This window comes from Paenibacillus sp. FSL M7-0802 (assembly GCF_038004945.1).
GTDB lineage: Bacteria > Bacillota > Bacilli > Paenibacillales > Paenibacillaceae > Paenibacillus > Paenibacillus polymyxa_B.
Map to the genome: position 1 here is coordinate 4,078,808 of NZ_JBBOSD010000001.1, position 26,606 is coordinate 4,105,413.

A 26,606-nucleotide genomic window follows, 5' to 3' on the forward strand; every position below is an offset into this window, starting at 1 on the left:
CGGCATGAAACGCCTGAATATGCAAAGGAAACACAGCAAGCGGCTCGGAAAGAAAGGCTATTGGTCAGGATTTAAAAGGGGCCAGGAGCAAGGCAACAGGTTGGGCCAGGCTTCGTTCGGCAAGGTTTTTGAAGGCGTCAGTATTATCATTCCGTCCTGCAATCAGCTTCAACAGCTCCGTGCATGCATTCACCGTATTGAGGAGAATACGAGCCATCCTCACGAAATTATTGTGGTGGACTGCGGCTCGACGGACGGGACATCCACCTATTTGCTCCGTAAAAGCATCGCTGTGCGTTATGCGCTGTTAAAAAAGGATGTTCAAATGATAGGTAGCCTGAATCAGGGGCTGATGATGGCAAAAGGCACAACTATTGTGGTACTGGATCAAAACTCCATGGTGACCCCCGGCTGGTTGGATCGGTTGTTAGCGTGTTTATACAGCGATCCGCGTATCGGTGTTGTTGGGCCTGTAACGAATGGTCCATTCAAAGAACAGCAGATTGAGGTTCCTTATATGAACGAAAATGGAGCACGTCAATTTGCCATGACCTACAATATGCCTAACCCGGATGCATGGCGAGAGACCGAAAGCTTAGCCGGATTTTGTTTATTGCTGCGCAGAGAGACACTGGAAAAAACGGGCTACTGGGACGAAGGCTGCCACAGTACTCAGGAAGCCCATGCAGATTGGCTACTGCGTGTGCGTTTGTTGGGGATACGTATGGAAATTGCTGGAGATGCTTTTATCCATTATGAGGAAAGAGATCGGGATACGGTGTATGCTTTTCCTCAAACGACCGAAAAAAGCGGTTCAATGGAGGAAAGCAGCCGGAACCGATCCTTTTTTGTACAAAAGTGGGGGGACGCGGATAAGCTGTTCCACAACCTGAAATTCAGTACAGCGGAGACGGACGGCCAGATATCAACAGGTAAGGAAACACACGTATCAGCGGCAAGCTTTTATCCCATCGGAGCGGTTGTTCAGGGACCGTCTGGAGCAGTATTTCGGTTAGAGCCGGGAAGAAGGCGGTATCTGCATGGAGTCAGTGCTGCGGGAGGTGAAAATGTGCGCCCTGTTAGAGTGTCTCAGCTGGATTTGTTGGTGCTTCCCTTGGTAGGGAAGCCGGAGGCCACAGTTTCCGGCAGCATTGATGCACCTGTAGCTGAGCCGCCAGAGGAACCCATTCCTGTACTGGCGGCTCCCGATCTGGAGAACATGTCCATGCTGCCCACACTGAATATACCGGCTCAACGCAAGCGATGGATTGAGGTATTGTATGCTGAGGGCGGGCAACTGTATCAAATCGGTAACGGCTGGAAAAGGCCGTTCCTTACCCTGTACGCTGCGATGAGCTGGCGGGCAGAGGACTACCGAATTCAGTTTTTGTCTCCCGGAGATTTGTCGGCTTTGGTGGAGAAGCAGCCTATTATTGCTCCACCAGTGCTGCACGGGCATCTGTAATGATCTGAATAGGCGCTTTTAGGCGGAACCGACTACTCGCTGCGGCATACGCTGTAGTAGCGGAAAGCCCGTAGGTAATTCGTGCGTTCCGCACGGCGGAGCACATAAAGGAGGGGCTTATGCATAACGAGTTAGATGATTTGCTGATCCACATTTCGCACTCGCAGCAGCAGATGTCAAGGTTGTTGGATGCGGAACGTCAGGTGGTTGTGCGCATGGCGCAGATCATACATGAACTGCCAGATGAGGAGCCGCGTTTTGATGGAATTCCGGGCATTCTCGACAGCTCGGGACAAGTAAACAAAAGCATTGTGGCCTATCTGAACGGTATTGCCGATCTTCAGGAAGCAATGGCTGAAATGCTCGTTCGTGTCGTGAAGGAAACGGCATACCCGGAAGAGGAGTAACGTAACAACCGAGGGCAGGGAGTGAACACATGAGTAGGGAAAAAGCAATGATTCACATGCTGGACGCAGCCTCCAAAATGCAGCGGAATGTGTCTATGATTCTGGAGGCCAAGGCGGTCGAAGCAGAAAAAGTGCGTAATTGGGCGCTGAACCATCTGGCGCCCCACGCCTTTGAAACCGATGAAGAACAGCTGGGACGACCTTTGGAGATTCACGAGCAAATGGTGGAAATGCTGGAGGGATTAACGCGGCTTCAGACTGGACTTTGCAGCAATCTCAAAGCATTGCTGGATCAGGATGAGCAGCAGGGTGGCGGCATGGAAGGGATGATGGGAGGAATGGGCTCGGGGGATATGAACTAATGAGCATGAGGCGTGAACGTGAGATCAAGCTGGATATGATGGAGTCTATTGCTGCCAGCCAGCACGCCGTTGCTCGGATGCTGACCAGTCTTGCGGACTTGACGCCCCATGCGGATATGTCGGCTACCCGTCTGGAAGAAACCATTCGTATACTCAGCAACTACCAGGGAGAAATCACGCAAATGTTGGCGGGTATTCCATTAAGACGACAGGTATATGGGAAACCGACTAAGCCGTGGCTCCATGTGCCTGTTCAGAAAAATGAAACCACCACGAGAAAGCAAAGGAGGAATGAAAATGAGTACAAGGTGGGAACGCGCCACTCGGGACAAAGCCCGCAAAAGACGTAAAGATGCCCGGCGTTCCAGCATGCGGAGATTAAAACGGAGAAGAAGACGTCTCCTTGCTCTAAGACGCCGTAAAAGAGGACTTCATTCTGCACGTAGAAGACATCCTCTTTTGCGGCGGCGGAAAAAACCTCAAGCTAACCCGGCGGCAGCCCCTTCTGCGGACAATCCACAGCCCGGGACTGTTGTATTGGAGCATGATCCGCAGGCATTTCAGCAGGGATATGATGCAGCTTACAACGAGGGTTTCAATTCAGGCTTTGCCAAAGGTTATGAAGATGGACACCAGCTCGCTTACAAAGCTCAGTAAACTGTGCAAATCATCTATTACTGTTCTCCCCCGAAGCTAACAGCTTTGGGGTTATTTGCGGTTCGGCAGTTGGACGGGCAAACGCCAATTTTGTCCGGGCAGTGGCAGTCGTCCATGATGCGTTTGACCCCTCCGCATATAGTTTAGGAGTGACAGAAGTTTATCCCACAACAGGACAGGGTGAAGGATGTGAACGATCAACAAAGCGGAAATGAACGCGAAGCGTACCGATGCGGCTATCGGGAAGGACGCAGAATGGGCGGTTGCACGGCTGCTCTGTCACAGGTCGTGGCAATACAGCCTGCTGTTCGTCATTTGAAAGTGTTATATATTCCGCAAGGTTTCGCAGCTATAGACACAGGTGTGCAAGAGGCATTAGGCCAAATATGCAGCTCATGCGCCATCGGTACGCCTGCTACGATGCTAGCTGACGCCGAGGCTCAACGTCCAGACCTCGTGCTGGTCATGAACGGGCTGCATGTTTTTCCGGTGGATCATCTGAAGCAGGTACAGCAAATACGAGCCCTAGGCATTCGGACGGCCATATGGTTTGTAGATGATCCTTACTTTACGGAGGATACGGCGTTGATCTGTCAATCCTACGATGTCGTATTTACGCACGAAATTTCTTGCCTGCCGTTTTATCGCGATCAGGGAGTAACGAGGGTTCACTATTTGCCGCTGGCTGCGTCAACTCGTATCTTTTATCCCCGGCGGGTAGAGCGGGAACATCAGCATGATATTTGCTTCATTGGAAATGCCTTCTGGAACCGTGTGAAGCTGTTCGACTACCTTGCTCCCTTCTTGGCGGACAAAAGAGTGCTGATCGTAGGTGGGCACTGGGATCGGCTGACCCGGCGGGATGTGCTGGAACGCTTTATCCGTCCAGGTTTTATGGAGCCGGAAGAGACCGCTCAGTATTATAACGGCTCCAAAATTGTCATCAATATGCACCGCCCGACAGACCCCGGACTGGATAATCGGAATACACACCAGCTTTCAGCGGAGTCCATCAATCCTCGGACATACGAAATTTCTGCTTGCGGCACGCTTCAAATGACGGATATTCGGAAGGATTTGAGCCGTTATTACCGACCAGGCTATGACATTGAAACCTTCTCTGGAGCAGAGGAGCTGAAAGTGAAGCTGGACTACTATCTCAAGCATGACTGGGAACGCGAACGCATGGCCTGGCGCGCATTGCACACGACTATGCAAAAGCATATGTACTCCAATCGCATGGAAGAACTGCTGGACAAGGCGATGGCCTAAAGTAAACACCATAAACAGTGAGGAGTGAAAGTGATGACGATATCTACGACAGGACCGTATGACCCGGCTGTTCACCAGACGGCGGCAGCCTCCTGGGAAAGGGGGAGAATTGCGGGAGTGCATGACGGATACGACGAAGGATATCTGCGCGGACGTGCTAACGCAATTGTTGGGCGGATGAAAGCAGTTTTCCCTTTTCGACAAATCCATGTACTGTATGTCGTCTCCGGCAAAGGCCTTCCGTATTCTCCGCTGGATGAGGCGGTCATTACCACGTTGCAAAGCATGACGGCTCAGGTTACCGTAACAGACCCACGTCAGCCGGTAGGAGATATTGCCGCTCAGCTCCGTCCGAATCTGATGCTGGCACTGGATGGAATGGATCTTCCGTTGGAGCAGGTTACTGCGGTACGCCAGTTGGGCATCCCCACCGCCATCTGGCTAACGGACGATCCGTATTACACCGACACGACGACCAAAATCGTTACGAATTATGATTATGTGTTCACGTTAGAAATGAACTGCCTGGAGCTGTACCGTCAGTTGGGTTGCACGTCTGTGCACTATTTGCCCTTTGGGGCATTTCTGACTCACTATTTCCCACTCAGCTCGCCCGCTTCGGTACGACGTGAGATTGGGTTTACAGGCTCAGCCTACTGGAACCGCATCTATTTCTTCAATCCGATTATGCCTCAGCTCATGGCCCGTAACATTAAAATCAACGGAATCTGGTGGGATCGTCTCCCGGATTATCAGTCGTATGGTGACAAAATTGAGCTGGGTCGCTGGATGTCTCCGGTCGAGACCAATGATTCGTATAACGGCAGCAAAATCGTAATTAATCTTCATCGTTCCCATCAGGATGATTCGGTGAACAACAACTCACTGAAAATTCCAGGGGCTTCGCCCAACCCGCGCACGTTTGAAATTTCTGCCAGTGGCACGTTGCAACTGACAGATACAAGAGATGATCTGGCTCGTTTTTACAAGCCGGGGGAAGAGATAGAGACCTACAGCTCTCAGCAGGAACTGCTGGAGAAGGTTGAGTTTTATTTAACGCATGAAAAAGAGCGCCATGAGATTGCCCTGCGTGCTCTGGAACGAACCCTGCGGGAGCACACCTATGGTCACCGGATTGACCAACTGTTATCGGTCATATTTCCATAAGGTGATTCACACGTCCGATGGTTGCTATTTTAAAGGAGGTGAACTCCGATCAAGCCGAAAATGATGCTATTCAGCCATGTTAGCAACGTCCGCAGTATTACGGGGGCAGAGAAACTGTTATTGCAATTTTGTCTAGACATGCGTACGTACTTCGATTGTATTCTCGTAACGCCTGGTGAAGGGCGGCTGACCTCAATGGCCCGCAAGCGCGGAATCACCGTTCTGACACAGAACCTGTTCATGCTGCATGGCATGTATACCCCATATGAGGGATTGGCGCAAGATGCGGAGAATTTGCGGACCCATGTGGCGTATGCACCGTTGTTCCAAATGCTTCGGCATGCTCGACCTGATGTGGTGCTGGTCAATACCTGTGTGAACGTCATGCCTGCAATGGCTGCCCAAGAGCTTAATATTCCAGTGATCTGGAAAATAACCGAGGTCATTAACCAGAATGCGTATACGCCCGTTTCTGTTTCTATCATAGATCGCTATAGCCAATGGGTCATCGGCATTTCGCAAGCTGTAATGCGTCCTTTGCATGGTGGGGGACTGACACGTCCGCATACGGTGTTGTCTCCCTGCCGGGATATGGATATGCCGTCTCCCAAAGAGCATGTGCTGGAACGGAGAAGGAAACGTGAAAAACTGGGGCTGCGGGATTTTCATATTTGCATTGGTTATATTTCTTCCTTTATCTACGAAGCCAAAGGGCTGTTACCTTTTGTCCAAATGGCTCTAAAGCTGTGCGAAACCAATTCGCGGTGTCGTTTCTGGATCATCGGCAGCTCGGTGGACTCGGAATATTACGTAAAATGTGTCTCTTTAATCCGCCAATCTCGTTATAGCCGCCGCTTCCAGTTCAATTCATTCGAGGAATCCGTGTCAACGGCCTATAGCGCAATGGATATTGTTGTGATCCCAAGTATGGTGGAGGAAGGCTTTGGCCTGACCGCCCTGGAAGGGCTAGTTTACGGTAAGCCCGTGGTAGCCTTTGCGCAGGGTGGACTTGTGGAATTGATGGAGGCGACCGGAAATACAGATTTTTTGGTAGAGCCGGGCAACAGCGACATGCTGGCGCAAAAAGTGGGCTATCTGCTCGATCATCCCGAGGAAGTGGAACGGATTGGTGTGCGTAACAACAGTGCGGCTACACGTGTATACGGACCTGATTCCTACCGAAGCAGTCTGCACCTCATGGTCAGTCAATGGGTATGTCATCATCCGCATTGGTTCCCGTTGATTCAGCAGCCAGGTGGACCAGTATGGACGAGGGAAGGCGAAGGACTGCGTCAGGTCACTGCTATACCGGAGGGATATACCAGCACGATTCGAGAATTTCCCGAATCGGTGGTGTGTCAACTGCCTGTGCTGGGTCTGCCGCCAATCGAATATGCAGCCATTCAGGGCTTGCCACAACCACCATCCCCTTTACCTGAGTCACCGCCCGAATTGCTCCGCGGCAAGCGTAGTGTTCGGGCGAGATGGCCAAAGGGCCGCAAGCGTACCAGATTGCGGAATCGCAGGTATAAGAGAAGCGGCGGCAAGAGTCGCCTCAAGAAAATTCACGGGTCCCCGTTGTCGAAGGGACTTTATCCGAAAACCAAGTCCAGACAGAAGCTCAAGCGGAAATTCAAGCACCGGTCACGACGGCACAACGCGCACAAGCAGAAGCGAGTCACACTCAAGGCTGGACAGCATACAAAACAACGGTCCGGGTGAATCTACGCCGGACCGTTGAGATGAACGTTAAGCTGGAGCACAGCCAGTCTGCTGGATGGCTATCATTCATTGAACGCCACAATTCAATGAAACAACGACAGCAAAGGTGGGTTCCAAAACCATGAAAATATTGACCGTGCTCGGCACAAGACCGGAAATTATACGGCTCAGCCTGATCATTCCGAAGCTGGACCGCCATGCAGATGAACATGTGCTTGTGCATACGGGCCAAAATTACACCGAAAGCCTGAGCGGGCAGTTCTTTCGCGAGCTGGGACTGCGTGCCCCGGATTATGTACTTCAGGAGAAAGCGGGGACACTGGGCAAACAGTTGTCCGTCATGTACTCGCAGATGGAGGATATTTTAAACAAGGAACGCCCTGATCATGTGTTATTGCTCGGTGATACGAACAGCGCCTTATGTGCCTTGCTTGCGGAACGTATGGGTTACCCGGTCGTGCATATGGAGGCGGGGAACCGCTGTTATGATCTGGATGTGCCGGAGGAGAAGAATCGGCGTGTCATTGATGCAATATCTAGCATTAATATGCCTTATACGGAGCAAAGCAAGCAGCACCTACTACGTGAAGGCTTTCCAAGTCAACGAATTATACTGACTGGAAATCCGATCTACGAAGTGATGCAGCACTATAAGAAAGAGGTATCGGACAGTGGAATTTTGAAAAAGTTGGGACTGTCGCCGGGAGAATATTTCCTGGTCACTGCTCACAGAGCTGAAAATGTGGACCATCCACCGCATTTGCTGGCTATTTTAGATGGTCTTAACCGGGTAGCCCAGCAGTTCGGGCAGCGGGTCATTTGCAGTATTCATCCCCGCACTGCCGCCCGAATCGCAAGCCATCCGCCGATCCAGCTTGACCCGCTAGTGGAATTTCACGAACCGTTCGGTTTTTTTGACTTCGTTCTGCTGGAGCGGCATGCCCGCTGCGCTTTGACGGACAGTGGTACCGTACAGGAAGAATGCTGTGTCATGGGGGTACCGACGGTTACGATGCGCCGGACGACCGAACGGCCGGAAACAGTAGATTGCGGCAGCAATATCGTGTCTGGTCTTGATGGCGAGGTTATAGCAAACGCGGTAGCCATAATGACCGGGATGACCCATAAGTGGCAATGTCCTGCGGGCTATCTGGCGGAAGATGTGTCGGATAAGGTAGTTAAATTTCTGCTTGGAGGGAAACGGCATGTTTGAAAACCAACGTATCTTGGTTACCGGCGGTACCGGCTCCTGGGGGCATGAGCTGGTTGCCCAGTTACTGCCGCGTAACCCCAAAGAGGTCATTATCTTTTCACGTGGAGAATCCAGTCAGGTTGCCATGAACAGGCAGTTTGAGGATGAACGACTCAGCTTCTGTATTGGAGATATTCGGGATAAGGATGCGCTGACTACCGCTTGTCAAGGAGTGGACTATGTATTTCATTTAGCAGCGCTCAAGCACGTTCCCGTCTGTGAGGATCAGCCCTATGAGGCACTCAAAACCAATGTCGTAGGCACCCAAAACGTGATCGAGGCCGCTGTTGCCAATCAGGTAAAGAAAGTCATTTATATATCGACTGACAAGGCCGCAAATCCGTCTAATTTTTATGGCATGACGAAGGCGATTGGAGAAAAACTGATTGTTTACGCCAATCTGCTGAATAGCGATACACGTTTCGTGACGGTGCGCGGCGGTAATGTTTTGGGCACAAACGGAAGCGTGGTGCATCTGTTCCAAAGCCAGATTCGCCAAAAGGGTAAGGTTTCGATCACAGATATGAACATGACCCGCTTCTTCCTGACCTTGCGTGATGCGATCAGTCTCCTGTTCAAAGCCTCGGTGGAAAGTGTCGGCGGGGAAATTTTTATTATGACCATGCCAACCTGCCGTATTGTGGACTTGGCTGAGGTGCTCATTGAGGATTCAGGTGTGGAAAACGTAGAAATTGTAGAAAAAGGTGTGCGTCCCGGCGAGAAAATTCATGAAATTCTGATGAGTGACTTTGAAAGCCTGACGACGGTAGTCTATGACGAGCAATATTTGGTTATTCTCCCAACGCTGAATATTCCTCAATTAAAGGACCGCTATACTCAGTGCCCTCCGGTGTCGTTCAGCAGCTTTAGCTCGGAGTTCAATTTGATGTCCAAAGAGGAGATTCGCAGCATTCTCCAAAGCGGGGGGTTCATCAAATGAAGCTGCTTATTTTGGGTGGTAACGGCATGGCGGGCCATGTTCTGGTTAAGTATTTCCAAAACCAGAGCGGGTATAACGTGTTCTACACCACCCGTGATCCCGAAAATAAAGGCGGTCTGCTGCTGGATGTAAAGGACAGCTTTATGGTGGAGCAGCTGGTACGGAGTGTACGGCCAGACGTTATTATTAACGCGGTAGGCGTACTGAATCAGCATGCCGGGGAGAATCAGATCGCAGCATACCAAATCAATGGATTGCTGCCACATCTTCTCCGGCGAACAGCGGACAGTATCGGTGCCCGACTGATTCATATCAGCACGGATTGCGTATTCGAGGGAAATCGGGTACCAGGTTTATATAAAGAGACGGATCAACCCGATGGGACAAGTGCCTATGCTTTGACGAAAATACTCGGAGAAGTAAAGGCAGCAGGACATTTGACTATCCGTACCTCCATTATCGGGCCGGAAATTCGGCCGGGAGGCATTGGTCTGCTGCACTGGTTCTTGCAGCAGAGCGGAGACGTTAACGGGTATCGCCGGGTCTTTTGGAACGGGGTTACGACGCTGGAATTAGCGAAGGCGATACAGGTGCAGATGAATGAGCCGCTGGACGGACTCATTCATCTGGTTCACCCTGAACCGATCAGCAAGCATGGTTTGCTGCTGCTGTTCAAAGACATCTGGAATAGGGAGGATATTCGGATCGTGCCGAAAGATGAGCCGGTGCAGGACCGGACGCTTCGTTCTACCCGGGCCGATCTGCTCTACGATGTTCCTCACTACAGCATCATGCTGAAGGAGCTGCTGGAATGGACGGAAGCACAGCGGAACAACGTCGGCCTGTCATAGTCATTACCGGAGCGGCGGGCTATACCGGGATGCATGCCTGCCGCCATTTTGCAAAGCTCGGCTGGGAGGTAGCGGCGCTGACTCGCACTGTCGCTTCCGTCTCAGAACTGATCTTATTGGCTCGCGATGATGAAAATAACAGTCCAGAGGCGGAGACACGTAACTGTATTACGCCTTATGTGTGTGACTTGCTCGACAAGAAACGTCTGGGCGAAGTCATTAGACAGATTGCACCGGATTATGTGCTTCACCTGGGTGGTAAAAATTCCGTCCCTGAATCTTGGCAGAGTCCCTTGCTATACATGGAATCCAATGTACTGTCCACCCTGTATCTGCTCGATGTACTGCGACCTTTCCCCAAAGCCAGAATTGTCGTGGCGGGCTCTCGGCTAAAGACGGCTTTGCAGGCTCCGTATCATCCAACTCATCCATACAGCCTTAGCAAAAGCCTTCAAGAGGCAGTCGCGCTCTCGTGGGGCGCGCTGTTCGAACAATCCGTCATGCTAGCAGAGCCTTGCAACTTGATCGGTCCGGGTCCATCTACCGGATTTTGTGCATTACTCGCGGGGTATATCGTTCAGACGGAACGTCTGGAGGGGCAGTCCGTAACTGAAACTGCCCCGTTCCGGGTATCTTCCCGACATGCGCAACGTGATTTCCTCGACGTTCGTGATGCCGTTCGCGCATACGGTGTGCTATTGGAACAGGGGGTGCCAGGCCAAGTTTACTCGGTCTGCACAGGCCGCATTGTGGAACTGGGCAATATCGTGGAACGTATGGTTGCGCTGGCCAAAACATCTATTCCCATACAATGGGGGGATGTGGAAGAGTCAGCATCCACCGAGGCATATCGTGCGAAAGAGCTGGAGGATATGGGCTGGAAGCCGACCATACAGCTGGGGCAATCTCTGGAGGATATGATTCAATACCGCCGAGCTGGAAAGGAAGGAACGATATGAGACCAAAAGTAACAATCGTCATTCCCTTTTATAACTGTGCCTATGTGGATCAGGCTTTGCAAAGTGCACTAGAGCAAACTTATGGGCCCCTCGAGATTATTGTCGTCGATGACGGGTCCACGGAACATGTTGATATGCTTCAGGCCTATCTTCCGTATATACATTATTTGGGCAAATCCAACGGTGGAACAGCCAGCGCCCTGAATCATGGTATCCGACATGCCAGCGGGGAATATATTGCGTGGCTCAGCTCCGACGATACCTATCATAGGGACAAAATTAATAATCAGGTTTCTTTTATGGTGGAAAACGGTGCGTACATCTCCCACACCAATTTCAATTTCATCAATCAATACAGCCAAGTCACAAGCTACCAGGCAGCCGCCGTGTTTCCGTCTATGACGGAGTTTTACCGTTTTTTTCAGCAAGGAAATCCGGTTAATGGATGCACGGTTATGTTTAAAAAGGAGCTGTTTGCACATATCGGTTTGTTTGATGAACTGCTACCGTACACACATGATCTGGATATGTGGTACCGAGTAATGATAGCGGGATATCCATTTCCTTTTCTGAACGAGTCCTTGGTTAACTACCGCTGGCATGATGAAATGGGAACCAAAAAACATTGGCCCGCTGTGGAGCGGGAGTACAACATAACCCAAGCGCGTTATCGAGATCGCTTCAGTCAGGTATTGAGCGGTTTATCCTCATGAAGCCGAAAGTCTGTCAGGGGGGATTGATATGGTAGATACGGGGATTGTTATGCCACTGTACAAACAGGATATCGGCTATCTGCAAGCTGCGATCTCATCCGTACTAGCCCAGAGCTACAGGGCATTTCGCTTCATCATTGTTATTGACGGAGCGCCGGAAATGGTGGGACCAGCGCTCCACGCAGCAATGGGAGACCCGCGCGTTCAGTTGGTTACACTCCCTCAGAACAAAGGAGTATCCCACGCCCTTAATCGAGGATTCGATGAGTTGTTTAAAGATCCTGCGATCAAGTATGTGACCTGGGTATCCAGCGACAATGTTTATAATTTTTCCTTTATTGAACGATTGCGGCAGGAGCTGGAGCAGGGACCGGACTCACTCGGCCTTGTGTTCTCTACTTTCCGCCAGGTTGACGCATGTGGGAACCCGTTGTATGACGAGCAGCATCAGCAAGCTTTGATCCGGTACCAAGGCCAGCCGCATCATGAATTGCTGAATGCCAGCATTGTCGGGGTTTCATTTATGTACAAAAGCAAATATGCCCGTCAAATCGGCAGCTATCGGCTGCAACCAGTTGAGGATTATGATTACTGGCTGCGGCTGACCGAGACGTGCAGCATGAAATTCATCCCGGAGATCCTGATGGATTACCGGGTGAATTCCACATTTAGTGTATCGGCCGGCCTGCACAGCCAGAAGGAGCACCGACGCTGGCGGCACGCATTCCAAATCGCCAAGCATGAGGCGAGAGCACGTCGGGGCATCCCACTTGAAATGACGATTTTAATGCCTGTCACGGATATGGCTCAAGCTGAATCATTGCTGGATAATCTGCTGGAGCAGCACTACAGCAATTGTGTGGTACGGTTGCTGGATTTAACGCCAGAACAGGGAGCCGCCGCTTTCCTGTCGATGATGCTCGATCCTCGGTTAATCGTAACGCCACGTCAGCATTATTCGGTCCAGGAAGCACTGGTTCAGGCTATTGGTGAAACAACAACCCGCTTTGTTGTATGCTTCGGTGTCAAACCATATATTGCCGTGACGGATTTGCTGTATCTGACGGATTTGTTGCGCCCATTACAGGGTACACATGCCTTTTCCTACTATACAGATGACCACTCAACCATCGGCAGCGGCCGAGGGGTTCAGTCCGTACCGCCGGAATGGAATTACGTGTATTACACCCACAGATTGCATCAAGCACTGGAGCAGGGCAACTTTAAATAACAGGAGACAGCGCCGGGATTGTGGTCAGCTCCGACTGAAGAACACGATGCTCCTGTACAACATTACCAAACTGATCCAGTCCAAAGTTGGAAAGCACAACATTGGCAGGTGCAGCGGAGACTACGTTGTATTGTACCTCATAGGCAAGTACCCCTTGCACAAAGAAGGTACGTCGGGCAATGGAGTTTGCAGGTACGTTAATCGATGTCACGTACAAGGGGATCTTGGTATCCGGTACAAGCGAGAAAAAAATTTGGATGGTCACAGTTGCCGCATTTACTGTGTCCTCATTAACCAAATTCACAACAACATTGGAGCAGGCAGTACCAAAATCTCTAGTGTTGGTCATATATCCGGTTGTAAAAGCCAATCGAATCATCCTCTCAAAAAACAGAATATTGGAAAACCCCTGAAGGGATGCTTCTATACTATGAATCTATTGAAAAGAAAGCTTGTATGGTTGTCTGTAGACTGAGCTGAAAAAAGTACATTTTGATAGAAACACTTCAGGCATGTCCATTTATATAATGAAGGGAATGCTCACGATGCCCTTTAATTTTCAGGTAACACCCAGCGGTTTGCCCAAATTTGAGCCCAGTGTCGCCGTTAATTTGTTGAATCCGAATATCGTTGTAGCTGTCGCTGTTGACTTTAGTAGTGGGCCCCCACTCATTGGACTGTATCGTTCCTTGGACGCCGGGGCGAACTGGACTGATACTTTACTGCCAATTCCACCGGGATATACAGGAGCCGAGGCAGGAATGGTAGCCTATCTGTTCCCGAATATTTTCATCATATCCGCACATGTGTTTCCAGGAAATGAGAACGGGGCTGTTGTGGTCTATCGCTCTACGGACGATGGTGCCACCTTTGATCCTCCAGTGGTCATTAACCCGGGCTATGGAGATTACATTAATAATGACTGGACCAATATTACGACGGATAATGCAGGAGCAAGTCCCTATTTAGGGCACGTCTACGTTACGTATAACCGCCAATACAACGTAGAGTTTAATGCCCGGTCTGCGGCCTTTTACCAGCGTTCTACGGATGGAGGATTGACCTGGGATCGACCGTTATTGCTTTCCAATATCCAATCCTCCACGGAGCGGCCTGAGCCTGCGGTCGACAAATATGGCAGTGTATATGTCAGTTGGATTCGTACAGGGCCGCAGACACCGGCTTTCTTTATCCGGCGCTCCTTTGATGGAGGGGCAACTTTCAGCGGGGATATTCTTGTGTCCAATATAACGCTGGTGCCCAATCCTTTGCCCGTTCCTGGTTATGACTTTCGGATATTGAATTTCCCTAGCTTGGCCGCGGACTGCTCGGGTGTGCCTTCCACAACAAATACGCTATATGCCGTTTGGCAGGATTTTGGTCAGGGATACAGCAATATTTTATTGTCCAAATCAAGCGATTTTGGCGGTACCTGGAGTGCTCCGATCATCGTGACGGACAGCCCGCCCGGCTCGCAAAATTTCTTTCCTGCGATTTCGGTGTCGCCTAAGACGGGATTGGTCGTTGTCGTGTACTATACCAATCGCCTGGACGGCTTTAATCTGGATGTGTTCACCGCCCAATCGTCAGATGGAGGCAACACCTTTACGAACAGTCGTCTCACAACGACCTCCTTTAATCCGAATGTCGGTGGAGGCGAATCAGAGCTGATCGGCGACTATATTGATGTCGCCATCGTACCGCCGAATAGTTACATTTCCGTCTGGACGGATACGCGTACAGGCAGCCTGACGATTTTTGCTGGTGTACCGGGAGGTGAAGCCTGATGCCGAACGTACAGCTCACGCCTAATGGAAGGCTGGCGCAGGAGCCGAGTGTAGCTTTCAACCTGCTTGACGGTACCATTGTGTCTGCGGCTATCGATTTTACGACAGGGCCGCCGTTGACAGCAGTATACCGTTCAGGTAACGGCGGTGTCTCCTTCACACAGCAGATTTTACCGCTGCCAGCCGGCTATGTAGGGGCGGAATCCCATAGCGTCAGCTACGGTTTTCCCAACTTGTTTGTCATAGCCTGTCACGTATTTACCGCAGACGGCTTGAGCGGTACTATCGCTACCTATGTATCCAGAGACAACGGTAATACATTTGATCCGCCCGTGATTGCCCAGCGGGGGTATGGGACATTTGTCAATAATGTTGAGGTCGGCGTGAAATTTGATACTTCTCAGGTCAGCTCCTATACCGGAAACATCTATTTATGTTATACGCATCAGTACAATCCAGACTTTTTTGGCGGATCAGTCATGTTTTTCCAGCGTTCGCAGGATGGAGGGATCACGTGGGATACACCCGTGGTGCTCACCGCTGGCTCTAATCAGATCACGCGGGGGGAAATCACCGTGAGCATTACTGGGGTGATTTATGTCGGGTACATTGTAACTAATCCGGTTAACCAATATCAGGTCATTGTGTCCTTCAATGGGGGGACAGCATTCAGTTCTTCGCTGCCTGTATCTTCTGTTGTCCCGGTTCCGAGTCCGTTGCCCGTGGCCGGGTTTGGCTTCAATGTGCTGCCGATGGCCAACATTGCGGTGGATCGCTCTACTAGCCCGAATCAGGGAACACTTTATGCGGTCTGGCAGGATAATCGGGCAGGGTATGCGGATGTGCTGCTCGCCCGTTCGGTGGATGGCGGATTAAGCTGGACTGCGCCGCAATCTGTGACAGGGGCTAGTGCAGGGGCACAGCATTTTTTCCCGGCTATTGATGTTTCGCCTGTGACCGGTGTGATTAAGATCGTATATTATACCAATCAAATAACGACCTCTTTATTAGACGTATTTGTGGCCGAATCAACGAACGGAGGAAATACATTTACGAACCTCAGAATAACAGACAGCTCCTTTAATCCTAACGGGATTAGTCCCGTTCCAGTCGTTACGATCGGTAATTTTATTGATGTAACGATCGTGCCGAATAATGGATTTTTTGCGGTCTGGACAGATGCGTTATCGGGTTTCCAGCAAATTTACGGAAGCAACGGAATGTAGCTCAGCGTACGAGACAGAGGAGGTGAGGCTGTTTTGAAAATTTTGTTGGCTACGTACTGGCCGATTCCTCATTTGGGTGGCGTATGGCCCTTTATGCTGCAAATTAAACGGAGGCTGGAGCTACTGGGTCACACAGTAGACTTGATGGGGAACGGACCGGATACACCTAAATACCATATTGTTTTTGAAGATAGGGAGCTGCTGAAGGATCAACTGCTGCCCCTGTTGCATACGAAGCTGAATGAATCGGCTGTCCCTGTATTACATTTGGATTCATGGGTGCAGACGGTGGAAAAGGATCGATACTGTATGGAGCTGGCAGCGGCGTATTTCGGGGTTGAGCAGTATGATGTTATTCACACGCAAGATGTCATTGCGACGCGTGCTCTAAGTCGGGTCAAACGTAAGGACAGTGCGTTGGTAGCGAATATTCATGGCTCGCTGGCTCGTGAAGTCATGATGGCTCTGGAGAGGGATCATGAGGAGGGTTACCGTGAGACGTTGATGTGGAAATATTATTGGGCGCTGGAGCACTATGGCGCTCTATCCGCGGATATTACCATTACGTCTACAGAATGGATGAAACAGACGCTTGTGCGTGAGTTCGAAGTGCCTGAGCAGCAGATTGCTACTTTCCAATACGGATTGGATACCGAGCACTTCTGGGAAGTCCACGCCCGGGGAACGGACATAGTACGACCTGAGGGGAAAAAAGTTATGATTTGTCCTTCACGGCTGGTCTATATCAAAGGGCTGCATTATTTAATGAGCGCTCTTGGCCTGCTGAAAGCAAGTCGTACGGATTGGGTTTGCTGGATTGTCGGGGAGGGAGATAAAAGGGAAGAGCTTCAAACACAGGCGAAGGAGCTAGGGTTGGAGGAAGACGTGTTTTTTTTGGGGCATCGTGAAGATGTACCTGCTCTTTTACAATTGGCGGACCTTTTTGTCCATCCGAGCATACAGGATAATCAGCCGTTTTCGGTCATGGAGGCGCAGATTATGGGGCTTCCGGCAGTGGTATCGGATGCGGGCGGACTGCCGGAAATGGTGAAGCATGAACACACCGGACTGGTCTCCCCGGTTGGCGATGTGGAGGCACTGGCAGCTCATTTGCAGCATTTGCTGGCTCAGGATGAAGTGCGGATAGCTATGGGAAAACGTGCCAAAGCATGGGGGACCGCGCATTGGTCTCTGGATGTTATGATTGAGCGACTCGTGAATATTTATGGGCAAGCGCTGAATCAAGTACGTTGAGTATGTTGATTCAACAGTTAGGAGGCAGAGCATGACTTTTCCTGTCGTTGGAGACTTGTACAACCGTATTTTTGAAATCCAGCAGTCGCACCCGGATCTGAAGGTCGATTACGCAATATGGAACCGAATTAACACCTCGTTGCCGGAAGATTATAAGCTGCCAGACGCTGACATTTTGGAACGTCTGAAACAATCCGCACCATGAAGGCACAGACCCTATAAAAAGGCAGGTCGGGCTTAAAACTCCCACCTGCCTTTAGTTTATTCCAGTTCATTGTCCAACAGGTTTTTGTCAATCTTCATAAACTGAGCCTCGAATTATGAGCGGCCCCGTAACAACAGCACGGCGGTCAGCTGATTGTACGGTCAAGCAGTATACATAAGGCTCTGCCTGTTCTCCCATTTCCTCATAGCTTAATTCTGCAAATCCCTCCTGATAACAGGAATCCTGCAACCAATCCAGCATAGGTCCCCGCTCATCATTGCGACGCAATCGAATGTCCAACTCCCCGATATCCCAGTTGAGCAGCGGATTTTCCCATGCCAAAGAGACTTCAATGACAATACGTCCTTCAGATTCACTTGCAGGAATGATTAATGTAGAGAGCACGCTCTCCTGTTCGGTGACCTGAAAAGGCAGTGCATATGTGTCTGGCTCAGCTTTGTTTTGAACTGAATATTTCAACATACCTTCTTCCTCCTCTGCCCGTTCATTAGGGTGTCACGGTAAAATGACTGGCTGTACGCTTAGCGACAATGTTCCCGTTTTCCAAAAATTCAGCCAGGATAAACAGCGTTTCCGGATTGTAAATACTCGTTACCACTCGCAGGTAAAAAGGATTTTGGGCGGTCTCCATATCCTTGAGTTCTAGCACGGAGCCAGCTTCGGGAGAAGGGTTCAATCGAAGGAGCTGCCGTCGGAAAACGCCACTGTCATTTCCCATTTCCAGCAACACATCGACGGCTCTCTTTTCACGATTGAAAAGGGTCACATGGCAGCTTTGTATGTGGGCGCTGTGGTAAGCGAGATGGTGATCGACGGTTAAAAGAAACACGGACATATGATGATGCCTCCTTGAATTCCGTTAGGTTACCAGCCTTAATATGATATGAAAAATAGCCGGGATTGGACTGGATAGTTGTACGCCTCTTTGACAAAAAGCGCATCGGTGTCCAACCCTTTTCGCCGTGCTGTGCATGTAATGTAGAGTGGAACAAACTACGGCCTGAAGTCCCTTTTTGACTACAGAAGAAGGGCCAAGCAGGATATGAGGGAAGGGTCGTATTAAAAAAGGAGGCGCGGCTATGAGACTCGCACAGCTGGCAGGGGAATATGAAGCGGTCTTCAGTCTGGGACAAAACTGTACACCTGCCATTCAATTGGAAAAGAACCGTTTGCGGCCGTTTGCCGGGGTACTGGATTGGATGATGTCTGACACGCTGTCCGATGTGAACCGCTTGCTTGAAAATCGGTTTGCCGGATTTATGGATTTGCCTAATTTAAGTGTCGTTGGTACGAGCCAACTGAATTATATGGTCAGAGATATCGCTTATAATGTGATCTCGGTACATGATTTTCCGCAGGAACGCAATACGTCCTCAGATCTGGTGACCTATCCCGAGTTCAAGGAAAAGATAGACCGTCGTATCGAACGTTTTTTTGCAAAAACACAGATGGCGAAGCGCAGCTTGTTCGTCCGTATGCTGGGAACCTATGAAGAAGTAGAGGAACTGGAACGTATTTTGTCGGGCATGGTAGCGAATGAATTTCGTTTGTTGGTGGTGAATTGTTCCGGCGTAACGGAGTTGACGGAGGTGGATTGGCAGCTTCCGCATGTATGCTCGGTGGAAATGCCTTTTGCCGATGTATGGAATTACAAGAGTGATCCGCACTGGCGTACTCTTTTTAAAGGGATGACCTTGTCTTCGGAAAGGGGAGGGCGTCGTGCTTGAGCGGTTGCAGGGGGATTATGATGCTGTATTCAGTTTGGGTGGACATTGCTTGCCTTCCATTCAGCTGGATAAAAACGGACTGCGTCCCTATGCGGGTCCGCTGGACTGGATGATTTCCGGTAACTTGTCACAGATCAGTCGTTTGCTGGACGCCCGTTTTGCCGATTTTATGGATGTTGATAGTCTACGTGTCACGGGGCATGATTACGGCGAGCATAACTTCATGGTTGAGGATGCATCCTATGGGATTACAGCAGCACACCATTTTCCGGTTAGCCAGAATACATCGGAGCAGCTGACTTCCTACCCTGCATTCAAAACGACGCTTGATCGCCGCATTGCACGTCTACTGGACCAATTCGCGCTTGCGTCCCGTCTGCTACTGGTTCGTCTCGGGGGTAGTCGGGAGCAAGCGGTGGAACTACATGATGTGTTATTACAGAGGATTACACATGATTTTCGCTTGTTATACGTGGATTATACAGGGACTGATGGTGTGACGGAGCTGGACTGGGGGTTGGAGAGGCTGGTTTCAGTCGAGTTGCCACCTGAGGATATATGGAACGGTCAGGATGAGATGTGGCGTTATATGCTGGAAAACGTGAGACTGCATGTCTGAGGTGCTGAGATTCTAGAAAGACATTATAGATTGTCTTCGGACTGTGCTTGTGCCTGCGCCAAGCTATAGGGAGTCGCATAACATGATGCGAAGGGAAGTCATATGCTTCGGTTCAAAAGGAGGGTGAGCTAGTGAAGGCTTTGGTCACCGGGGGAGCCGGATTTATTGGTTCTCAGCTGGTACGTGCGCTTGCTGATTCGGGCATCAGAGTGCATGTGCTGGATAATCTGACGACCGGGAATATGGCAAATGTGGACCCGCGCGCGGTCATGCATATTGCGGATATTCGCAGCTCTGAAGCTAGGACGCTGCTGATTCGGGAAAGCCCGGATATTGTGTTTCACTTGGCGGCACAGGCGGATGTGCAGCAATCCATCCATCGACCCGATGAGGACGCGGATGTGAATGTGCTGGGGACGATTCATTTGTTGCAGGCTTGTCATGAAGCGGGTGTGTCGAAATTTATATTTGCATCCACGTCCGGTGTATATGGAGAGTTGCAAAAGCAATGTATACAGGAAGACGATCCCGTGGAGCCCATTTCAGGCTACGGACTGTCCAAGCTGACCGCAGAATCGTATATTCGACTTTTTTATCGGCTGTACGGTATGAACTATACGATTTTGCGTTATGGAAATGTGTATGGTCCCGGTCAGGCCGCGAAGGGAGAGGGTGGTGTAGTCGCTCTCTTTATGGAGCGGCTGAAAAAAGGAAGTCCCTTGCTCATTCACGGCGATGGGACACAAACCCGAGACTTTGTGTACGTCAAGGATGTAGTTCGAGCGAATATGGCGGCTATCCATGCAGCAGACCAACGCACAGTACATGTAAGTACAGGACGAACGACGTCCATTAATCGACTGGCCTACGATTTACTAAAGCTGCACGGTTCGTCTGTCCGCCCTGTGTATTCACCAGCGCGAGCGGGAGACATTCACCATAGCTGTCTTAGTAACGCAGTCGCCAGACATTGGCTTCGTTGGGAACCGCTATACGGCATTTCTGCCGGTTTACAGGAAACGTATGTGAGCAGTATGGGTTCAGGCAAAGAAGGTATGTCTTGATAAAGAGCGCGCAACTCAAGAAAGAGACTGAGGTAACTCTCAGCCTCTTTTTCATTTGAATAGCAATTAGATGTTCTCGCCAGCCAGCTTCAAGGCTTGATCTAGGACATCTGCACCGTTTCCTCTACCATAAGCCAACGTGTCAATGACATCTACAGGGATACCATAGGGAGCTGCAATTTCGGTTACTGCCTTTTTACGCATCCGCACTTGAGGTCCGAGCAAAATAGCAATCACAGAATCTGTAACGGCTTCTAGCTCTTCCTTGATGGTGCTTTCGGGGATGGCTTCGATGTTCAGCTCTATGGATCTTGCTGTTGCTTCTTTTTTCATTTTAGAAACCAAAATGGATGTGGACATACCCGCAGCACATGCCAAAATAATTTTTTTCATATTTGAGCGCCTCCAGAATTCATTTTTAACTATTTATACTCTTCATCCAGATCAGCAATAAATGAGCGTTCCTTGATCGCGGCTTGATACCAGTAGCCGGATTTCTTCAAATGCCGACTTCGATCATTGTCAAGGTTAATTTCCACCAGTCCATAGCGATTTTTAAAAGCATTCATGGGAGAAACGTTGTCTGTAAAGGCCCACAGCATATAACCTGTACAGTTGGAGCCCGCTTCTACAGCTTGTAATGTGTAGTATAAATGCTCAGTTATAAAGTCAATACGATAGTCGTCCTGAATAATGTGTTCCTCATTTTTGAAAGCAGCTTCATTCTCAATGCCCATACCATTTTCCGCGACAAACCACTCGATATTGTGATATTCGTTCTTGATACGCATTCCCATATCGTAAATGATTTTCGGATAAATCTCCCAGCCCCGTGACTTGTTCATTCTTTTACCCGGAAGATCAAAATGCTCATAGTAGTAAGAGGGGTGAAAGGGGGTGTTTTCGTTCCACGCTTTACTCTGTGCTTTTACCCGATGGGGATAATAGAGATTGATCCCGACGTAGTCAACGGTATTTTCCTTAATGACTGCCAGTTCTTCCGTTGTAGCTTCAAATGTAATATCATGCTTGCCCATGAGATCGAACAATTCTTGCGGGTATTCGCCTTTAATAAGCGGGTCCAGAAATACTCGATTGTAAAATAAATCATACACATGTGCCGCATACTGGTCATGAGGGGCGCTTGATCGGGCATAAGTGACTTCGGGATTCAGAATAACGCCTATTTTAGCCCCGTGCTGACTATAGTTTTTTGCTTTGAAAAGCTGTACGCATTTCGCGGTAGCCAGCGTTTTATTATAGTTCCATTGCATCCACTTCCGTGTATTTTGTTCATAGGGATAGCGAAGGGCATCTAGATAGACACGAGTCTGTACAACAATGGGCTCATTAAACGTAAACCAGTGCTTGACCCGATCGCCGTACCGTTCAAACACTTTATCCGCATATTTTACAAACAGCTCCACCACATGCTTGGAAGACCAGCCCTCATATTTGTTCAGCAAGTAGGCGGGTACCTCATAGTGTTCCAGACAAATCATCGGCTCGACTCCGCTCGCAATCAGCTCATCAATGACCCGGCCCATATAATCCGCATATGTTTCATCCACCACTACATTCTCATAATCCGTTAAGAAGCGGGACCAATTAATAGAAGTCCGATAATGGGTTAAACCAATCTGCTTCATCAGCGCAATATCTTCGGCATAGCGATTATAAAAGTCGGTTGCAACCGCGGGTCCATATCCATTGTGCCAGACATAGCGGTCATTTTTGTACCATTGGTCTAGGAATGAGTCCTGACCTTCTTTTTTACCGCTCCAGCCCTCTGTCTGCCAGGCGGAAGCCGCTGCACCCATGATGAAATTCGACGGAATTTGTATCGTATGTTTAGCCATGACATGTTTCTCCTTTTCATTGTATAAAGAATGCGTTTCCAATTAATTGATGTATTTCTATAGTAACGCATTATTCAGCCGTTCGCTTGTTGGCAATTTTGACGAATGGGAAATAAATGATAATGGCTACCACAATACAAATGATCTGAGTTACGACGGCGCCAATGCTTCCACCTGTAGACAGGTAGGCATTAATAATAGGCGGAGTAGTCCATGGAACCATGACGACGGCTTTACCTGCAAATCCAAGCAACGTCGAGAAGTAACCAATCGTTCCTGTGATGAGCGGAGTAATAATGAAAGGGATAGCCATCAATGGATTCAACATAATCGGAAGTCCAAAAATGACAGGCTCATTAATATTAAACAGACCTGGGCCGAGCGAAAGCTTTGTTATTTCCTTCATATCTTCACGCTTGGAAGCGATCATAATACAAATCAAGAGGGCCAGCGTAATCCCTGAACCACCGATACTCATGTATACGTCCCAGAAAGGCATCGTAATAATGTTCGGAATGGGCAGTCCTTGCTCATAAGCAGTCATGTTGACAGTAATCGCGCCAAGCAGTAGGGGTTCACGAATGGGCTTTACCATTTGGTTCCCGTGAATACCGATCACCCAGAAGATTTGCGCAACCAGCATCAGCACCAGTATACCTGGTAGTCCCTGTACTACGGTCTCCAGAGGTTTTTGCACCACATTATAGACGGCATCGTACAGATAGAGTCCCGTAAACTTATGAAAAAAGAATCCAAACATTGAGAAGACAGTCACCGTAATAATGGTAGGAATGAGCGCGGAGAAAGAAACGGCCACATTGCTGGGAACACTTTCAGGCATTTTAATTTTTAGTTTATCGGACTTGCCCAGTTTGCTGTATAGCTCAACGGATAGGATGCTTATGAAAATACCTAAAAACAAGCTCTTGGTATCCGTAAATTGACGGGCTATGACGTCTGTTACCTTTTGCATGTCACCGTTAACCATCAACTCTATCGTGGTTGGTGTCACAGAGATAAAACAGATTAAAGCAAGCAAACCGGGGAAGAGATTTTTCTCACCGTTAATTTTTCCTAGCTCCAGACCAATCATGAAAATAGCCAGAATGGTAAGGATATTCAAGCTGGCATAGTTAATGCCCGAGAAAATCGGTTTGTACTCAGCCAGGAATGAGAACGGCTTAAAATGCGCAAGGCCATTGACCGGGTCCATGACCATATTAGAAATCAATACAGCAAAGGCACCGACAATAATAACGGGCATCAATGTGATAAAAGCTGATTTGATCGCTATAATATATTTAAAATTGTTGATTGCATTTGCTACCGATGTGAGGCCGTCAACCAGTTTGTCTTTGAAAGCCATAAGATAGCGCCCCTCCCTCTACGATTTCGGTACGAATTGATCAATGCGTTCATACAGGTCTACAAACTCTGAGGCCATATCGCGAATGGTGATGGCATTCATCAAATGATCTTGAGCATGTACCATCATGACGGACATCTCTGTTTTTTCACCTGCTGCTTCCTTGCGGATGATTCTGGTTTGAATTTTGTGGGAGGACACCAGTTCTTTTTTTGCTGAGGCTAATTCTTCTTTGGCTTCACGGAATTTCCCCGCCTTTGCAAGCTCAATCGCTTCCATGGCCGAGCTGCGTGCATTCCCTGCGTATAATATAATTTGGAATACAATCTCTGTATCATCCATGTCCTCCATGTTCACGTCGTGCTCTGTAGATTCATCATTATTCACGTGATCTTCTCTCCTTTCAATCTTCCCTTCGTATAGCTATTATAATTTGGAATCGCTTTCAACATAACGCACATTATTTCCTCTTCTTAACGGAAATAAATCGTTCTTCATACTCCTCATGTTCAACAATTTTTATGCAACACTTCTATGAATTCTGTATACGACTTGCAGCGAATAAGCTGCTGGACGAGCTGTTCATTATTTAAAATATCAAGCAAAATATGATACATAGTCTGTAAATCTTCTGATTTAGTACGCTGTATGCAGAGCATACAAATAAATTGTACCGGCTTGCCGTCCCAGTCGATAGCTTTTTGTAATGTACAGATGACCCAAAACGTAGAATCTGCGAAAGGTTCCATCGGATGCGGGATCGCGACAAAGTTGCCAAATGAAGTGGGGGAAACGGCTTCACGTTCTATTACAGATTGCAGCAGGGGGCCTTTTACAAGATCTGCTTCGTGTATTTTTTCGGCTATAAATTCAAGCACTTGGAGTTTGTTCTCAAACTTCTGCTGAAGAAAGACCAATTTTTTTCGTACATACTGCACAGCAGGAAGTCTGGTCTCAGAAATGGCTTGCTCAATTTTAGTAATATCGGAACCGCCTAAAAATGTATTCACATGGATCATGGGGATAGAAAGCGGTTCTGAAATGGGGATCGTGCTAATAACAAAGTCCAGTGTATCCAACGGCATTTGTTTCAGCTTATAAAATTCAGTGGTTCCCACGATATCCAACCTGGAACCGAAGACCGATTGAAGCTTGTAATACAGCAGCTTAGCGCTACCGAGTCCAGAAGCACATACGATCATACATCTTTTGGGCGCGTCCTCCATTTTCTTTCTTTCCATCGCGACTCCGATATGAATGGCTAAATACCCAATTTCATTTTCCTCGATGTGTATATGAAGCCGCTGCTTGATGACCTCCGCAGCAATGATACCTGCTTCAAAGGCAAGCGGGTAATTGGCTTTGATTTCATCCAGCATAGGATTACGCAAATTCATTCCGTATTGATAGCGGTTAATCACCGGTTTGAGGTGAAGGCAAAAAGCAATCAGTAATTCTTGATCGTTTTGAATGTTCATTTTCAACTGCTGATCAATTTGGTCCAGTATTTCAATAGTCAGTTCGTAGATATCTTTATCAATGATCTTTTTAATCTCCACTTCATCCATACGGGCACTAACGACGGTCCTTATACCCAACAGATGAACAGCAATGTACGCAACTTCAACAAGTGGAAAGGAGTACTTCATGTTTTGTTCCAAGGCGGATACGATCTCAGTCGCCACCCTAAACTCTTTTTGCGCTTCGATTTTTTTCATCTCCTGAGGATAATACGAAACATACCTTTCTTCGCGAATACGCTTACATGCTATAGCAATATGAATGACCAGATTGTTCAGGGCAATGTCCGACAGCTGAATATCATTGATCTCAATACGATCCAGAATCACTTCTCTTATGAATTCCATCTCTTCGTTAGAGATCAGAGGAGGGGGGGACATCTGCTGGTTGCCTATTTCATCTATCCTATTAAATATATAGTCGGAAATGCAATAACGCAGCCTGGCCTCATTACCTTTGACTCGAATACCATGATAGGGTCTATTCTCCAGGGAAAGTCCGTAAGTTGCCAATAACTTGCGTAGTTCTTTGAGGTCATTCTGTAAAGTAGATCGACTAACATACAGGATCTCGGCTAAATCATCAAGTTTAACATATGCATTGGTAAGCAACAGCTTTTTCATTAAAAAACGATTTCTGGCTTCAGAAGAATTCGCTAATGGATAGGGTACATTATTTTCATAATCCTTTAATTGCTTCAGCAGATGATGAAATGCTTGTTCGTCCCGAACCTCTAACTTGTAGCCCGTTCCTTTAAGGGGTTTAACTGCTGCTCCATGTTTTGACAACAGCGCACCCAATTCCTTTAAATCCGTTCGTATCGTTCGAGAAGATACCTTCAATGCATTTGCCAAGTGTTCTCCTTTGACCATCTGTTCAGCAACTAATATACGAAGAATATCAAAAATACGCACAACGAGCCCCCTTTCTTAGCTGTTCTGATGAACAGTATACAACGG

29 protein-coding genes are annotated in these 26,606 nt (G+C 48.7%); 21 read left to right on the forward strand and 8 right to left on the reverse strand.

Annotated features, from left to right (window positions below):
* Positions 1-4 precede the first annotated feature (4 nt).
* The 14 genes from MHB54_RS18775 (at position 5) to MHB54_RS18840 (ending at position 12,998) form a co-directional block, all read left to right on the forward strand.
* Positions 5-1,465 (forward strand): glycosyltransferase family 2 protein, encoded by a 1,461-nt coding sequence (locus tag MHB54_RS18775; protein ID WP_264454608.1) that lies wholly within the window; start codon positions 5-7, stop codon positions 1,463-1,465.
* Positions 1,466-1,584: 119 nt separating this feature from the next.
* Positions 1,585-1,872, forward strand: a complete 288-nt coding sequence (locus MHB54_RS18780; RefSeq protein ID WP_013311765.1) for a hypothetical protein — start codon at positions 1,585-1,587, stop codon at positions 1,870-1,872.
* Positions 1,873-1,901: 29 nt separating this feature from the next.
* Positions 1,902-2,234 (forward strand): restriction endonuclease subunit S, encoded by a 333-nt coding sequence (locus tag MHB54_RS18785; RefSeq protein ID WP_069080653.1) that lies wholly within the window; start codon positions 1,902-1,904, stop codon positions 2,232-2,234.
* Entirely contained in the window at positions 2,234-2,584 is a 351-nt protein-coding gene (locus MHB54_RS18790) for a hypothetical protein (RefSeq protein WP_013311763.1), read from the forward strand. The genes MHB54_RS18785 and MHB54_RS18790 overlap by 1 nt, the downstream gene beginning before the upstream one ends.
* Positions 2,532-2,891, forward strand: a complete 360-nt coding sequence (locus tag MHB54_RS18795) for a hypothetical protein (RefSeq protein ID WP_028541471.1) — start codon at positions 2,532-2,534, stop codon at positions 2,889-2,891. The genes MHB54_RS18790 and MHB54_RS18795 overlap by 53 nt, the downstream gene beginning before the upstream one ends.
* A gap of 180 nt (positions 2,892-3,071) precedes the next feature.
* Positions 3,072-4,163 carry a CgeB family protein gene (locus MHB54_RS18800; RefSeq protein WP_264454609.1) on the forward strand — a complete coding sequence of 364 codons (1,092 nt, stop codon included), beginning with the start codon at positions 3,072-3,074 and terminating at the stop codon, positions 4,161-4,163.
* Positions 4,164-4,196: 33 nt separating this feature from the next.
* Entirely contained in the window at positions 4,197-5,330 is a 1,134-nt protein-coding gene (locus tag MHB54_RS18805) for a CgeB family protein (protein ID WP_023990108.1), read from the forward strand.
* Between the two features lie 60 nt (positions 5,331-5,390).
* Positions 5,391-7,052 (forward strand): glycosyltransferase, encoded by a 1,662-nt coding sequence (locus MHB54_RS18810; protein WP_075154701.1) that lies wholly within the window; start codon positions 5,391-5,393, stop codon positions 7,050-7,052.
* A gap of 121 nt (positions 7,053-7,173) precedes the next feature.
* The gene (gene wecB / locus MHB54_RS18815; RefSeq protein WP_028541474.1) at positions 7,174-8,265 is read left to right on the forward strand and encodes a non-hydrolyzing UDP-N-acetylglucosamine 2-epimerase; all 1,092 of its coding nucleotides are present in this window, start codon (positions 7,174-7,176) and stop codon (positions 8,263-8,265) included.
* Positions 8,258-9,244, forward strand: a complete 987-nt coding sequence (locus MHB54_RS18820; RefSeq protein WP_025722608.1) for a polysaccharide biosynthesis protein — start codon at positions 8,258-8,260, stop codon at positions 9,242-9,244. Before wecB ends, MHB54_RS18820 begins: the two co-directional genes overlap by 8 nt.
* A complete protein-coding gene (locus MHB54_RS18825) occupies positions 9,241-10,095 on the forward strand; it encodes a dTDP-4-dehydrorhamnose reductase family protein (protein ID WP_076264912.1) in 855 nt (284 codons plus the stop codon). Before MHB54_RS18820 ends, MHB54_RS18825 begins: the two co-directional genes overlap by 4 nt.
* Positions 10,056-11,054 (forward strand): NAD-dependent epimerase/dehydratase family protein, encoded by a 999-nt coding sequence (locus MHB54_RS18830; protein ID WP_023990104.1) that lies wholly within the window; start codon positions 10,056-10,058, stop codon positions 11,052-11,054. Before MHB54_RS18825 ends, MHB54_RS18830 begins: the two co-directional genes overlap by 40 nt.
* Positions 11,051-11,767, forward strand: a complete 717-nt coding sequence (locus tag MHB54_RS18835) for a glycosyltransferase (protein ID WP_028541477.1) — start codon at positions 11,051-11,053, stop codon at positions 11,765-11,767. The genes MHB54_RS18830 and MHB54_RS18835 overlap by 4 nt, the downstream gene beginning before the upstream one ends.
* A gap of 28 nt (positions 11,768-11,795) precedes the next feature.
* On the forward strand, positions 11,796-12,998 hold the full coding sequence (locus MHB54_RS18840; protein WP_075154698.1) for a glycosyltransferase: 1,203 nt from the start codon (positions 11,796-11,798) through the stop codon (positions 12,996-12,998).
* On the opposite strand, the gene MHB54_RS18845 is transcribed toward MHB54_RS18840, so the two are convergent.
* Positions 12,991-13,368, reverse strand: a complete 378-nt coding sequence (locus MHB54_RS18845; protein ID WP_075154697.1) for a hypothetical protein — start codon at positions 13,366-13,368, stop codon at positions 12,991-12,993. The two genes, MHB54_RS18840 and MHB54_RS18845, sit on opposite strands and share 8 nt — an antisense overlap.
* 175 nt (positions 13,369-13,543) lie before the next feature.
* Here MHB54_RS18845 and MHB54_RS18850 point away from each other — a divergent pair, with 175 nt between their 5' ends.
* From MHB54_RS18850 to MHB54_RS18865, 4 genes are read left to right on the forward strand one after another with little or no spacing between them, the layout of a single operon-like run.
* Positions 13,544-14,785 (forward strand): sialidase family protein, encoded by a 1,242-nt coding sequence (locus MHB54_RS18850; RefSeq protein ID WP_340857810.1) that lies wholly within the window; start codon positions 13,544-13,546, stop codon positions 14,783-14,785.
* Positions 14,785-16,011 (forward strand): sialidase family protein, encoded by a 1,227-nt coding sequence (locus MHB54_RS18855; protein ID WP_053326024.1) that lies wholly within the window; start codon positions 14,785-14,787, stop codon positions 16,009-16,011. Before MHB54_RS18850 ends, MHB54_RS18855 begins: the two co-directional genes overlap by 1 nt.
* Positions 16,012-16,044: 33 nt before the next feature.
* Positions 16,045-17,265: a glycosyltransferase family 4 protein gene (locus MHB54_RS18860; RefSeq protein WP_264454611.1), complete on the forward strand. Its 1,221-nt coding sequence runs from the start codon at positions 16,045-16,047 to the stop codon at positions 17,263-17,265.
* A 31-nt stretch (positions 17,266-17,296) separates the two neighbouring features.
* Positions 17,297-17,470 (forward strand): hypothetical protein, encoded by a 174-nt coding sequence (locus MHB54_RS18865; protein WP_167348638.1) that lies wholly within the window; start codon positions 17,297-17,299, stop codon positions 17,468-17,470.
* A gap of 87 nt (positions 17,471-17,557) precedes the next feature.
* On the opposite strand, the gene MHB54_RS18870 is transcribed toward MHB54_RS18865, so the two are convergent.
* The gene (locus MHB54_RS18870; protein WP_053326022.1) at positions 17,558-17,953 is read right to left on the reverse strand and encodes a hypothetical protein; all 396 of its coding nucleotides are present in this window, start codon (positions 17,951-17,953) and stop codon (positions 17,558-17,560) included.
* A 25-nt stretch (positions 17,954-17,978) separates the two neighbouring features.
* Positions 17,979-18,326, reverse strand: coding sequence for a hypothetical protein (locus MHB54_RS18875; protein ID WP_023990095.1), 348 nt, complete (start codon positions 18,324-18,326; stop codon positions 17,979-17,981).
* 244 nt (positions 18,327-18,570) lie between these two features.
* Here MHB54_RS18875 and MHB54_RS18880 point away from each other — a divergent pair, with 244 nt between their 5' ends.
* From MHB54_RS18880 to MHB54_RS18890, 3 genes are all read left to right on the forward strand, one after another.
* The gene (locus tag MHB54_RS18880; protein WP_023990094.1) at positions 18,571-19,218 is read left to right on the forward strand and encodes a DUF1796 family putative cysteine peptidase; all 648 of its coding nucleotides are present in this window, start codon (positions 18,571-18,573) and stop codon (positions 19,216-19,218) included.
* The gene (locus MHB54_RS18885) at positions 19,211-19,837 is read left to right on the forward strand and encodes a DUF1796 family putative cysteine peptidase (protein WP_023990093.1); all 627 of its coding nucleotides are present in this window, start codon (positions 19,211-19,213) and stop codon (positions 19,835-19,837) included. Before MHB54_RS18880 ends, MHB54_RS18885 begins: the two co-directional genes overlap by 8 nt.
* 131 nt (positions 19,838-19,968) lie before the next feature.
* Complete coding sequence (locus tag MHB54_RS18890) at positions 19,969-20,901, forward strand: NAD-dependent epimerase/dehydratase family protein (protein ID WP_023990092.1); 933 nt, start codon at positions 19,969-19,971, stop codon at positions 20,899-20,901.
* Positions 20,902-20,967: 66 nt separating this feature from the next.
* On the opposite strand, the gene MHB54_RS18895 is transcribed toward MHB54_RS18890, so the two are convergent.
* The 5 genes from MHB54_RS18895 to MHB54_RS18915 all read right to left on the reverse strand — a co-directional run bounded on the left by MHB54_RS18895 (position 20,968) and on the right by MHB54_RS18915 (position 26,561).
* Positions 20,968-21,294, reverse strand: coding sequence for a PTS sugar transporter subunit IIB (locus MHB54_RS18895; RefSeq protein WP_264454612.1), 327 nt, complete (start codon positions 21,292-21,294; stop codon positions 20,968-20,970).
* 29 nt (positions 21,295-21,323) lie between these two features.
* Complete coding sequence (locus tag MHB54_RS18900; RefSeq protein WP_076295571.1) at positions 21,324-22,760, reverse strand: glycoside hydrolase family 1 protein; 1,437 nt, start codon at positions 22,758-22,760, stop codon at positions 21,324-21,326.
* Positions 22,761-22,830: 70 nt separating this feature from the next.
* Complete coding sequence (locus tag MHB54_RS18905; protein WP_160789553.1) at positions 22,831-24,126, reverse strand: PTS sugar transporter subunit IIC; 1,296 nt, start codon at positions 24,124-24,126, stop codon at positions 22,831-22,833.
* A gap of 18 nt (positions 24,127-24,144) precedes the next feature.
* Positions 24,145-24,513, reverse strand: coding sequence for a PTS lactose/cellobiose transporter subunit IIA (locus MHB54_RS18910; protein ID WP_049828407.1), 369 nt, complete (start codon positions 24,511-24,513; stop codon positions 24,145-24,147).
* A gap of 122 nt (positions 24,514-24,635) precedes the next feature.
* A complete protein-coding gene (locus MHB54_RS18915; RefSeq protein WP_264454613.1) occupies positions 24,636-26,561 on the reverse strand; it encodes a BglG family transcription antiterminator in 1,926 nt (641 codons plus the stop codon).
* Positions 26,562-26,606: the final 45 nt, after the last annotated feature.

Bases quoted from the DNA above. Each gene is read 5' to 3' on its own strand.
- MHB54_RS18795 (WP_028541471.1), top strand. From the start codon at position 2,532: ATGAGTACAAGGTGGGAACGCGCCACTCGGGACAAAGCCCGCAAAAGA.
- MHB54_RS18830 (WP_023990104.1), top strand. From the start codon at position 10,056: ATGGACGGAAGCACAGCGGAACAACGTCGGCCTGTCATAGTCATTACC.
- MHB54_RS18820 (WP_025722608.1), top strand. From the start codon at position 8,258: ATGTTTGAAAACCAACGTATCTTGGTTACCGGCGGTACCGGCTCCTGG.
- MHB54_RS18870 (WP_053326022.1), bottom strand. From the start codon at position 17,953: ATGTTGAAATATTCAGTTCAAAACAAAGCTGAGCCAGACACATATGCA.
- MHB54_RS18810 (WP_075154701.1), top strand. From the start codon at position 5,391: ATGATGCTATTCAGCCATGTTAGCAACGTCCGCAGTATTACGGGGGCA.
- MHB54_RS18780 (WP_013311765.1), top strand. From the start codon at position 1,585: ATGCATAACGAGTTAGATGATTTGCTGATCCACATTTCGCACTCGCAG.
- wecB (WP_028541474.1), top strand. From the start codon at position 7,174: ATGAAAATATTGACCGTGCTCGGCACAAGACCGGAAATTATACGGCTC.
- MHB54_RS18825 (WP_076264912.1), top strand. From the start codon at position 9,241: ATGAAGCTGCTTATTTTGGGTGGTAACGGCATGGCGGGCCATGTTCTG.
- MHB54_RS18835 (WP_028541477.1), top strand. From the start codon at position 11,051: ATGAGACCAAAAGTAACAATCGTCATTCCCTTTTATAACTGTGCCTAT.
- MHB54_RS18905 (WP_160789553.1), bottom strand. From the start codon at position 24,126: ATGGCTTTCAAAGACAAACTGGTTGACGGCCTCACATCGGTAGCAAAT.
- MHB54_RS18775 (WP_264454608.1), top strand. From the start codon at position 5: ATGAAACGCCTGAATATGCAAAGGAAACACAGCAAGCGGCTCGGAAAG.
- MHB54_RS18900 (WP_076295571.1), bottom strand. From the start codon at position 22,760: ATGGCTAAACATACGATACAAATTCCGTCGAATTTCATCATGGGTGCA.
- MHB54_RS18785 (WP_069080653.1), top strand. From the start codon at position 1,902: ATGAGTAGGGAAAAAGCAATGATTCACATGCTGGACGCAGCCTCCAAA.
- MHB54_RS18865 (WP_167348638.1), top strand. From the start codon at position 17,297: ATGACTTTTCCTGTCGTTGGAGACTTGTACAACCGTATTTTTGAAATC.
- MHB54_RS18790 (WP_013311763.1), top strand. From the start codon at position 2,234: ATGAGCATGAGGCGTGAACGTGAGATCAAGCTGGATATGATGGAGTCT.
- MHB54_RS18840 (WP_075154698.1), top strand. From the start codon at position 11,796: ATGGTAGATACGGGGATTGTTATGCCACTGTACAAACAGGATATCGGC.
- MHB54_RS18805 (WP_023990108.1), top strand. From the start codon at position 4,197: ATGACGATATCTACGACAGGACCGTATGACCCGGCTGTTCACCAGACG.
- MHB54_RS18855 (WP_053326024.1), top strand. From the start codon at position 14,785: ATGCCGAACGTACAGCTCACGCCTAATGGAAGGCTGGCGCAGGAGCCG.
- MHB54_RS18850 (WP_340857810.1), top strand. From the start codon at position 13,544: ATGCCCTTTAATTTTCAGGTAACACCCAGCGGTTTGCCCAAATTTGAG.
- MHB54_RS18895 (WP_264454612.1), bottom strand. From the start codon at position 21,294: ATGAAAAAAATTATTTTGGCATGTGCTGCGGGTATGTCCACATCCATT.
- MHB54_RS18880 (WP_023990094.1), top strand. From the start codon at position 18,571: ATGAGACTCGCACAGCTGGCAGGGGAATATGAAGCGGTCTTCAGTCTG.
- MHB54_RS18875 (WP_023990095.1), bottom strand. From the start codon at position 18,326: ATGTCCGTGTTTCTTTTAACCGTCGATCACCATCTCGCTTACCACAGC.